Below are 11,250 nucleotides of genomic sequence, written 5' to 3'. Positions count from 1 at the left end.
CTTCAATGTTAGGATCATTGACCCTTAATAAGTGGCGCGTCCTGGAGGATTCGAACCTCCGACCGCCTGGTTCGTAGCCAGGTACTCTATCCAGCTGAGCTAAGGACGCGCAAGGTTTCAACACTGAATAATTATAAACAACCTTCAATGTTAGGATCATTGACCCTTAATAAGTGGCGCGTCCTGGAGGATTCGAACCTCCGACCGCCTGGTTCGTAGCCAGGTACTCTATCCAGCTGAGCTAAGGACGCGCAAGTTTGTGAGCCACATCACAAATTATTTATTTCGGAACAAAAAAATGACCGAAGGTCAATAAATGGCGGTGAGGGAGGGATTCGAACCCTCGATACGGCTACAAACCGTATACTCCCTTAGCAGGGGAGCGCCTTCGGCCTCTCGGCCACCTCACCGCATTTTCACATTCAATCTAAAGAAAGAATATGGCGCGTCCTGGAGGATTCGAACCTCCGACCGCCTGGTTCGTAGCCAGGTACTCTATCCAGCTGAGCTAAGGACGCACATTGATCTTTATTTGGGTGCAAAACCAAACAAGCAAGAATGGCGGTGAGGGAGGGATTCGAACCCTCGATACGGCTACAAACCGTATACTCCCTTAGCAGGGGAGCGCCTTCGGCCTCTCGGCCACCTCACCGTCTTGCGGAGGCACATATTACTTTTTACCAAAAATATGTCAAACATTTTCTTGGTAAAAACAACAAAAAACAAGTCAAACGTTGGCTATTTAATCAAAGCGCTGTGAATTTGAACTTTTTATATCAATCAACGTAAATAAGTGCTCAGAAATAGCGTACAAAAATGCTTGAGAACAAGGCAGATTTTTTCGATAAGTAGTTATTCTGCAATCAAAAATCTAACACCGTTATCAAGTGTTTTAACAAGCTAGGATATCCAATCATTTACTACGATTGCTACTAGCCATATTAAGGACTTTGGTGCATAAAAAAGGCTAACGAAATTCGCTAGCCTTAATCTGATAATTAGTAGTTGCCAGGTGCAACGTTACCATTACCTTTTTCAGCTTGAATGCGCATGTAGATTTCTTCACGGTGAACAGAAACCTCTTTCGGGGCATTTACACCTATGCGTACTTGGTTACCTTTTACACCAAGTACTGTTACTGTCACTTCATCACCGATCATTAGTGTTTCGCCAACGCGGCGAGTCAAAATTAGCATTCTTTGCTCCTTGAGTAATCTCTGTATTATCTTGCAACTAGGCTATTATCCACCAAAAGTTATATTTTCGTAAACTCTCACTGGTGTCTGATCACCCTAAAAATGCTTGTTTCGGGTGAAAGTCTAATAGTTCGTCCGACGTTATATAGGCATCGTGCAGAATATTTGCCGCTTTATTTACATATTGTGGCTCTACAACCAACATTAAAGATTGCTTATCTACTGAAAGATAGCTCACCTCAACACCGTGATCTGCCAATAGCTCACATGAACGTTCAACCAGCTCCTGAGCTAGTAAACCTACCGTGGTTAATAAACTAACCTGCTCACTATTACGGATTTTATCATCGAAAACCAGAGCTAATTTAGCGCAAGCATCCTGTTTTATAATGACACCTGTCCATTCTGTTTCCTCGATCACACTCCACACTTCAATACCCAGCATTTGGCATTGCTTAGTTAGACTAGAAAAGTGCTCCGGCTGAACGGTAATTAATGCCATATCTCGCTGTATCGCAATACCGCAAACGGCTTTATTACACTGCTGCCCTTTAATTAGACTACCTGAATTTAAATCAAATGTAGAAAGAACTCGCAACGGTACTTCATTTTCCCAAGCATATTGAACACAAGGTAAATGCAATACTTTTGCCCCCTTACGCGCCATTTCTTCCATTGATGGAAAATCGACAATATCTAACTTCTGAGCCGTTGGTACGACACGTGGATCACATGTGTAAACTCCATCGACATCGGTAAATATTTGGCACTCATCGGCTTTGAGAGCTCCTGCCAGTGTCACTGCACTAGTATCAGAGCCTCCACGTCCTAAAGTGGTGATATCCCCATTCTCATTCATACCCTGAAAACCGGCAACGACAACAATTTGCTCTTGTGCTAGTAACTCAGTAATCGTTCGAGTATCAATAGTTTTAATCGTTGCGTCATTGTGCTGATTGTCTGTCACAATATTCGCTTGAGCTCCGGTTAGTGAGCGCGCAGCATGACCTAATTTATTCAACGTCATTGCTAAAAGTGCCATAGACACTTGCTCACCAGCAGAGAGCAAAACATCAAGTTCTCTTGCCGTTGGTACACTATCGACTTGTTGGGCTAGGCCCAATAATCGATTTGTCTCTCCAGACATAGCAGAAACCACGACAACAACTTGATTACCATCATTCTTCGTCTTAATGATGTGTTCAGCGACGATATGAATTCTTTCAATTGAACCGACCGAGGTTCCGCCAAACTTTTGCACGATAAGGGGCTTTTTCACCGATCTTCACCTTCCCAAGACCAAAGTCTCATTCGGACCAAACCAATAGCTAATAAACCAGTTGACTATCGATTTAGTAGTTACAAAAATAAAACCAAGCAGATAATTGGCTTTGTATAATTTTAAGCCAATTAAATCACTTGGTTAGACAAATAAAATTACGCCCAATCAAAAAATATCAATTGACCGAGATTAATTACATTGGTTATAGGCGCTCAGCGATCCAAACGTCTACTGACTCAAGTGCTTTAGGTAACGCTTTTACGTCACTACCACCAGCTTGAGCCATATCCGGGCGACCGCCACCTTTACCGCCAACCTGCAAAGCAACCATATTAACTAGCTCGCCTGCTTTCACTTTAGCGGTAAGATCTTTTGTCACACCAGCAATTAGGCCAACTTTATCATCTACTACGTTACCAAGCATGATAATGCCGCTACCCAACTGATTCTTCAGTTCATCAACCATTCCACGCAACGCTTTGTTGTCTGCGCCATCAAGTTGAGCAACTAAAACTTTCACTCCAGCAATCTCTTTGACATTACTGATGAGATTTGCACTTTCTTTTGCAGCAAGTTTATCTTTCATCTGCTGCAATTCTTTTTCAAGCGACTTGGCCTTGAGTGCCATGTCAGCCATTTTCGCTTCATATTGAGCATGCTGATGATCCAGTAAATCAAGAGCACCTTCACCAGTTACTGCCTCAATACGTCGAATTCCGGCTGCAATACCACCTTCTGAAACGATCTTAAATAGGCCGATATCACCAGTGTTATTGGCATGAATACCACCGCAAAGCTCAGTTGAGAATTCCCCCATCGACAACACGCGTACTTCATCATCATATTTCTCACCGAAAAGTGCCATTGCACCTTTTTCTTTCGCTGATTCAATATCCATGATGTTAGTTTCAATCGTATGGTTACGTCGAATTTGAGCATTCACCAGGCGTTCAACTTCTTTTAGTTCAGCTGGTGTTACCGCTTCTAGGTGTGAAAAGTCGAAACGCAAGTTTTCAGCTTTAACCAACGACCCTTTCTGTGCTACATGTGAACCCAATACTTGGCGAAGCGCAGCATGCAATAAGTGAGTGGCTGAGTGGTTCAGTGAAATGGCTGCACGGCGTTTTTCATCGACTAACGCTTCTACGCTATCACCGCTTGCCAACACGCCTTCCACTAATTCACCGTGGTGAGCAATAGCACTACCTAATTTTTGTGTATCTTCAACTTTAAACAGACCGGAATCCGTTTTGATAACACCGGCATCGCCACACTGACCACCAGATTCGGCATAAAACGGCGTTTCAGCCAATACGATAATTGCTTTATCTCCGGCAGAAAGTGAGTCAACTTGCGTGCCTTCAACAAAAATAGCTTCAACATGGCTTTCACCTTTTGTTGAGCTGTAGCCACAAAAATCAGTATGCGTATCGACTTTAATTAATGTGTTGTAATCGGTGCCGAATTGACCAGCTTCTCGTGCACGTTGGCGCTGTACATCCATCGCTTTTTCAAAGCCTTCTTCATCAATAGACAGACCACGTTCACGTGCAACATCATTAGTTAAATCAGCTGGGAAACCGTAGGTATCGTATAGTTTGAATACAGTTTCACCGTCGAGAACTTTGCCATCTAAACTATCCAGAGCATCGTTTAGAATCGCCATACCACGCTCAAGCGTGCGACCAAAGTTTTCTTCTTCAATACGCAATACTTTTTCAACGAGCACTTGCTGCTTCTTAAGCTCTTCACCTGCGGTTCCCATTACTTCAGCTAAAGGCCCCACCAGTTTGTGGAAAAATGCACCTTGGGCACCCAGTTTATTTCCATGACGGACAGCACGGCGAATTATACGACGAAGCACATATCCACGGCCTTCATTGGATGGCATAACACCATCAACAATCAAAAAAGCACACGAACGAATATGATCAGCAACAACGCGCAAAGATTGGTTAGAAAGATCCTCATAACCCGTTACTTCCGCGGCAGCTTTAATCAGAGTTTGGAATACATCGATTTCATAGTTTGAATGAACGCCCTGCATGATGGCAGAAATACGCTCAATCCCCATTCCGGTATCCACTGACGGTTTAGGCAAAGGTTCCATCGTGCCATCAGCATGACGGTTGAATTGCATGAATACGTTGTTCCAAATTTCGATAAAGCGGTCACCGTCTTCTTCTGGAGACCCCGGAGGACCGCCCCAGATATGATCGCCATGATCGTAAAAAATTTCAGTACAAGGCCCACAAGGACCGGTGTCACCCATTTGCCAGAAGTTATCTGACTCGTAAGCTTTACCACCCTTTTTGTCGCCGATACGAATGATACGCTCAGCAGGTACACCTACTTTCTTATTCCAAATATCAAAGGCTTCATCATCGGTTTCATATACGGTGACAAGTAGACGCTCTGCTGGCAATTTTAGTGTTTCAGTCAAAAACTCCCACGCGTATGCAATCGCATCATCTTTGAAATAATCACCAAAGCTGAAGTTACCCAACATTTCAAAGAATGTATGGTGACGAGCAGTGAAACCAACGTTTTCTAAATCGTTATGTTTACCACCGGCTCGCACGCAACGCTGTGCAGTTGTGGCACGCGTATAGGCACGTTTTTCTAAACCTAGAAAACAATCTTTAAATTGGTTCATCCCTGCATTTGTGAATAACAGAGTTGGATCATTAGTCGGTACTAATGATGAACTATCAACAATTTGGTGTCCTTTATTTTCAAAGAACGAGAGAAACGCGCGGCGAACCTCATCAGTGCTCATAAACATGCAGCTCTTCCTGAAATACTCAAGTTAGAATTTTGCGTTATTGTAAAGCATGGACAAGTATTCGACTAGTTTTCTTATGGAAAAGGCAAGAGACCATAAACAACCAATCTATAGCACTAGTTAGCGAAGCGGAAAGATAAATATCCCCAAGTAACCTCAAGTTACTTGGGGATAGCCGATAGATTGATAGTTAACCTCAAGACGCCATTAAAAATGAGGGGGTTACATTTCTAATTCTGACAGCGCGTAGCTTATATGTTCAAAGCTAAAACCTCGACATTGCAAAAACCGAACTTGTTTTGCATATTCTTTTGAGCCTTTTGCCGCAGGTTCTCTGAATTTTTTTTCAGCAGCTGCTTTTGCCAATTCAAACCAATCTTGAGGTTCTTGCTCTAACGCTTGTTCAACAATTTCGCTACTAACACGCTTTTGGTTTAATTCTTGGCAAATTCGTCTTTCACCATGGCCTTTAGCTACATGCTGTCTGACCTGACTTTTCGCGTATCGTAAATCATCTAAGTATTGATGCTCTCGACAATAAGTCATTGCCTCATCAACTTTTTCTATCTCAAAGCCTTTTAAGAGTAGTTTCTGGTACAACTCATATTCACCATGATCACGTCTGCTCAGCAGTTGTAGTGCACTTTCTTTGCAGGACGATGTGAGTTTCGAGCTTGATAGATACATACTAATCCTTAAACAGCGCAGATAAAAAAAGCCCTGCATGCAGGGCTTGATTCACATTTAGTGATGGTTAAAATTCTTCTTCTTTCGGCAACTCAGCGATCTCAGCTTCTTCCGTTACAAGCTCTGTTGGGCTAAGCAGCATTTCACGAAGCTTAGCGTCTATCGCAGCTGCAGCTGTTGGATTCTCACGTAAATACTTACAAGCGTTAGCCTTACCTTGGCCAATTTTATCGCCATTGTAGCTATACCAAGCACCTGCTTTTTCTACCAACTTGTTCTTAACACCAAGATCAACCAGCTCACCTTCGCGGTTAAAGCCTTGTCCATATAAGATCTGGGTTTCAGCTTGTTTAAATGGCGCTGCAATTTTGTTCTTCACAACTTTAATGCGCGTTTCGTTACCAACCACTTCATCGCCCTCTTTGATAGAGCCGGTACGACGAATATCTAAACGTACTGATGCATAGAATTTAAGCGCATTACCACCAGTTGTCGTTTCTGGGTTACCAAACATAACTCCAATCTTCATACGAATTTGGTTAATGAAGATACACATACAGTTTGACTGCTTGAGATTACCCGTAAGCTTGCGCATTGCTTGCGAAAGCATACGAGCTTGAAGACCCATATGGCTATCGCCCATCTCGCCTTCAATTTCAGCTTTAGGTGTTAATGCTGCGACCGAGTCGACAACAATCACGTCAATCGCACCGGAACGAGCCAATGCATCACAAATTTCTAATGCTTGCTCGCCAGTATCAGGCTGAGAAACAAGCAGAGCATCAATATCGACACCAAGCTTTTTAGCGTAGATTGGATCAAGAGCGTGCTCAGCATCGATAAAGGCACATGTTTTCCCCACACGTTGAGCTGCAGCAATCAGTTCTAATGTCAGCGTTGTTTTACCTGACGATTCAGGGCCATAGACTTCAACAATACGCCCCATTGGTAAGCCACCAGCACCCAATGCAATATCCAGAGAAAGTGAACCAGTAGAGATGGTTTCAACATCCATCGTACGGTTATCACCTAGGCGCATGATCGAACCTTTACCGAATTGCTTTTCAATTTGACCTAATGCTGCGGCCAACGCCTTCTGTTTATTTTCGTCCATTACTTTCTCCAAACTTTCGCTCTTGGTTGCGGTGCGTTATTTTTTATCGACTCTTACGCCGTCAATTGGGATTAATTATACTGTTGATTCATACAGTGTCTATAGCTGTGTGATATTTTTTCTCAATCAACGAACATTTCTCACACATGATCACACTAGGTGATCATGTAACGCTTGCAATGCATGATCAATCGCTTGAGTTCGTACTGCTGTTCTATCACCATTAAAATGTTGAGTTTCGACTTTTAGCCAACCTTGCTTATCCGCCCAAGCAAAGCATACTGTACCTACAGGTTTTTCATCACTGCCACCGCTTGGTCCTGCAATACCGCTGATAGAAACCCCGATGGTTGCACGCGAGTGTTTCAGAGCCCCATGAACCATTTCAATAACGATAGGTTCACTCACCGCGCCATATTTTTCTAAGGTGACAGGACTAACTCCTATCATCTCGATTTTAGCTTCATTACTGTAGGTAACAAAAGCTCTGTCAAACCATGCTGAACTACCCGCTATATCAGTGATAGCAGTTGCTACCCCACCACCAGTACATGATTCAGCTGTCGCTAATATCAGTTTATGTGCGAATAAAAGTTGACCGACGCCTTGACTCAGTTGTTGCTGTGATTTCATGCTTAATCCCTGCTACGCCTTTTTTAATAGAAGTAGAATGCTTCTATCCTATGCCGCTATCGCAATAAACAAAAGTCATAGCCATACAAATCATTCGCCATGACAATAATATTTTGATTCCCAATAATTTTTAATTGGGACATTGTGGCTAACTTCATCAAATAATAATTGCATTAAAAATTTTTTATTTAGTTCAATTTATAAAAACATATGGTTGGCAAATGGTGACAAAATATTGGGTCGTGACTCCAACATGGAGAACTTGTGTTAAAATGGTAACCTTTTCACCCTCAAACAAGAAATCATGGCTACCATTCAAGTTCAATGTCGATTTTGTAACCAAACTGAACATTGACTTGAATACACAGTAAAACTACATAGTAAAAGTAGCTAAAAAGCCACCAGCCATTTTTATGACTGGTGGCTTTATTCATTAAGTTTGATTTCGCATCAAGATCAGTTTCACAAACTCAAGAATTTCATATCAAGCTATCGAGCAACTGACATTGAAGTGCTCAATGACATCAAGCCTTACACTCTCCCAATGCTTAAAACTCATGGGCAACAGCACGAAGCTTCAACACGCCCTAGTGATTATTAATATAATAAACAACATTAACGCTTTGATTCGCGCTCGAAAAGAGCAAAACGTATCCTCATACCCGTATCTCAATTGCTCTATCTGTAATAGGTTTGCTATTCTTCCTTCTAATTAATTTGACAGCCCTTTTACTGTTTTATGCTGGAATTCTTCCGCATAGCGTGGGACTTTAGAGATATACCCATCTCGTAACCGATTGAATCTAAAAAATGAAAGAAAAGCCGAATAAAAATCAACAATTGAAAAGCTCACATACGCCGATGATGCAACAATATCTTCGTTTAAAAGCCGAAAACCCAGATATTTTATTGTTCTATCGAATGGGCGATTTCTACGAGCTTTTTTACGATGATGCAAAACGTGCTTCTCAACTATTAGATATTTCACTCACTAAGCGCGGAGCTTCTGCTGGTGAACCGATCCCAATGGCTGGTGTCCCTTATCACGCTGTAGAAGGTTACTTGGCAAAATTAGTACAGCAGGGTGAATCAGTCGCTATTTGTGAACAAATTGGTGACCCGGCAACCAGTAAAGGGCCGGTTGAACGTAAAGTAGTACGCATCGTGACACCAGGTACAGTGACGGATGAAGCACTGCTGTCAGAACGAGTGGATAACCTAATTGCAGCTATCTATCATCAAAATGGAAAATTTGGTTACGCGACATTAGATATCACCTCTGGTCGTTTTCAATTAACCGAACCAGAAACCGATGAAGCGATGATGGCGGAACTACAACGCACTGCGCCTCGTGAATTATTATTTCCAGAAGATTTTGAGCCGGTATCACTGATGGCAAACCGCAAAGGTAACCGCCGCCGACCAGTGTGGGAATTTGAGCTAGAAACCGCAAAGCAGCAACTTAATCAACAATTTGCAACACGAGATTTAATTGGTTTTGGGGTTGAGCATGCCCGGCTTGGGCTATGCGCTGCAGGTTGTTTGATCCAATACGTGAAAGATACTCAGCGAACCGCACTACCACATATTCGATCATTAACCTTTGATCGCCAAGATCACTCTGTGATCTTAGATGCCGCAACGCGCCGTAATTTGGAAATCACCCAAAACCTTGCTGGTGGTTTTGATAATACACTGTCCGAAGTACTCGATCATTGTGCAACGCCGATGGGCAGTCGTATGTTAAAACGTTGGTTACATCAACCAATGCGCTGTACGGACACGCTAAACCAACGCCTTGATGCAATTGGTGAAATCAAACAACAGACACTATTTACTGATTTGCAACCCGTGCTCAAACAAATTGGCGACATTGAACGTATTTTGGCACGACTTGCCCTTCGTTCAGCACGCCCACGAGATATGGCTCGCCTTCGTCATGCAATGCAGCAACTGCCAGAACTCAACGAGGTGCTACAAAATTTATCGCAACCTTATTTAGTGAAGCTCACTCAATATGCTCAACCGCTGGATGAGCTATGTGAATTACTTGAAAAAGCGATTAAAGAAAATCCGCCGGTTGTGATCCGTGACGGTGGCGTTATTGCCGATGGCTATAGCGCAGAACTCGACGAATGGCGCAACTTAGCCAATGGCGCGACTGAATATCTTGAAAAAATGGAAGCGGAAGAGCGTGAACGCCACGGTATTGATACGCTGAAAGTCGGATACAACGCTGTCCACGGTTTCTATATTCAAGTGAGCCGAGGCCAAAGCCACCTTGTACCTCCTCATTATATACGCCGTCAAACATTAAAAAATGCAGAACGCTATATTATCCCTGAGTTAAAAGCTCATGAAGATAAGGTGCTCAATTCCAAATCAAAAGCATTAGCAGTTGAAAAACAACTTTGGGAAGATCTGTTCGATTTATTGCTACCTCACCTTGAGCAAATGCAAAACTTGGCGTCATCGTTATCTCAAATCGATGTACTGCAAAACCTGGCAGAGCGTGCTGACAGTTTAGACTACTGCCGCCCAACATTAAGTAATGAGCCCGCCATACATATTCAAGCGGGTCGTCACCCGGTTGTAGAGCAAGTAATGAGTGACCCATTTATTGCTAATCCAATTGAGCTAACCCCACAACGTAAAATGTTGATCATTACCGGCCCTAACATGGGAGGTAAATCAACTTATATGCGTCAAACGGCGTTAATCACCTTGTTAGCACATATTGGTTCTTATGTTCCCGCCGAATCAGCAAAAATTGGCTCGATTGATCGTATCTTTACCCGCATTGGGGCATCGGATGATCTGGCTTCTGGTCGTTCTACATTCATGGTAGAGATGACAGAAACAGCCAATATTTTGCACAATGCGACAGCAAACAGCTTAGTATTGATGGATGAAATTGGCCGCGGTACGAGCACTTATGATGGTTTGTCTTTAGCCTGGGCCAGCGCGGAATGGTTAGCGACTAAAATTGGTGCCCTCACATTGTTTGCCACTCACTACTTTGAATTAACCGAGTTGCCTAACCAACTGCCTCATTTAGCCAACGTCCACTTGGATGCTGTCGAACATGGTGAAAGTATTGCTTTTATGCATGCTGTTCAAGAAGGTGCGGCAAGTAAATCTTACGGACTGGCTGTTGCAGGCTTGGCGGGTGTACCGAAAACCGTTATAAAAAATGCGCGCGCAAAATTGTTACAACTAGAATTAATGAGTCAACAATCGCTCACGACGAAAAGCACAACGGTTGATATTGCAAACCAACTTAGCTTAATCCCGGAACCGAGTGAGGTTGAGCAAGCATTAGCTAACATCATTCCAGATGATCTAACGCCTCGCCAAGCATTGGAAGAACTATATCGCTTAAAGAAACTGCTATAGAAGTATCAAGCTAAAATCGACGTAACAAACAAAAAAAGTATCCACCGGCATAGCCGGTGGTTTTTCATATGCGCCTATAAGGCTTTCCTACTGGCAGCGCCCTAGCAGGCGCGTAGTGATCTGACATTTGCATATGACTATTTCCTGCGGCCCGTAA

Annotated in this window: 7 protein-coding genes and 5 tRNA genes; 1 reads left to right on the top strand and 11 read right to left on the bottom strand. The window is 43.0% G+C overall.

Features of this window, described 5'->3' with window-relative positions; translation table 11 throughout:
* Window positions 1-32: 32 nt before the first annotated feature.
* From AACW06_RS17955 to pncC, 11 genes are all read right to left on the bottom strand, one after another.
* Window positions 33-109: transfer RNA gene (locus tag AACW06_RS17955), tRNA-Arg, on the bottom strand.
* Window positions 110-174: 65 nt separating this feature from the next.
* Window positions 175-251, bottom strand: a tRNA-Arg gene (locus tag AACW06_RS17950).
* Window positions 252-317: 66 nt separating this feature from the next.
* Window positions 318-410: transfer RNA gene (locus AACW06_RS17945), tRNA-Ser, on the bottom strand.
* A 31-nt stretch (window positions 411-441) separates the two neighbouring features.
* Window positions 442-518: transfer RNA gene (locus AACW06_RS17940), tRNA-Arg, on the bottom strand.
* A 41-nt stretch (window positions 519-559) separates the two neighbouring features.
* Window positions 560-652: transfer RNA gene (locus AACW06_RS17935), tRNA-Ser, on the bottom strand.
* A 346-nt stretch (window positions 653-998) separates the two neighbouring features.
* Window positions 999-1,196: a carbon storage regulator CsrA gene (csrA, locus tag AACW06_RS17930; protein WP_009847619.1), complete on the bottom strand. Its 198-nt coding sequence runs from the start codon at window positions 1,194-1,196 to the stop codon at window positions 999-1,001.
* A 91-nt stretch (window positions 1,197-1,287) separates the two neighbouring features.
* Window positions 1,288-2,475, bottom strand: a complete 1,188-nt coding sequence (locus AACW06_RS17925) for an aspartate kinase (protein WP_192076123.1) — start codon at window positions 2,473-2,475, stop codon at window positions 1,288-1,290.
* A gap of 205 nt (window positions 2,476-2,680) precedes the next feature.
* On the bottom strand, window positions 2,681-5,263 hold the full coding sequence (gene alaS / locus AACW06_RS17920; protein WP_192076122.1) for an alanine--tRNA ligase: 2,583 nt from the start codon (window positions 5,261-5,263) through the stop codon (window positions 2,681-2,683).
* 222 nt (window positions 5,264-5,485) lie between these two features.
* Window positions 5,486-5,950 (bottom strand): recombination regulator RecX, encoded by a 465-nt coding sequence (gene recX / locus AACW06_RS17915; protein WP_238336741.1) that lies wholly within the window; start codon window positions 5,948-5,950, stop codon window positions 5,486-5,488.
* Between the two features lie 67 nt (window positions 5,951-6,017).
* Window positions 6,018-7,064 carry a recombinase RecA gene (recA, locus tag AACW06_RS17910; RefSeq protein WP_192076120.1) on the bottom strand — a complete coding sequence of 349 codons (1,047 nt, stop codon included), beginning with the start codon at window positions 7,062-7,064 and terminating at the stop codon, window positions 6,018-6,020.
* Window positions 7,065-7,214: 150 nt separating this feature from the next.
* On the bottom strand, window positions 7,215-7,697 hold the full coding sequence (gene pncC / locus AACW06_RS17905; RefSeq protein WP_192076119.1) for a nicotinamide-nucleotide amidase: 483 nt from the start codon (window positions 7,695-7,697) through the stop codon (window positions 7,215-7,217).
* An 810-nt stretch (window positions 7,698-8,507) separates the two neighbouring features.
* Between pncC and mutS the strand changes: the two genes are divergently transcribed.
* Entirely contained in the window at window positions 8,508-11,093 is a 2,586-nt protein-coding gene (gene mutS / locus AACW06_RS17900) for a DNA mismatch repair protein MutS (protein WP_192076118.1), read from the top strand.
* The last annotated feature ends 157 nt before the right edge of the window (window positions 11,094-11,250 follow it).

Origin of the sequence: Vibrio sp. S12_S33 (assembly GCF_963889785.1) — a bacterium.
Taxonomy (GTDB): domain Bacteria; phylum Pseudomonadota; class Gammaproteobacteria; order Enterobacterales; family Vibrionaceae; genus Vibrio; species Vibrio aestuarianus.
The sequence above is the reverse complement of the archived record's forward strand: the minus strand, read 5'-3'. Positions and strand labels throughout refer to the sequence as shown.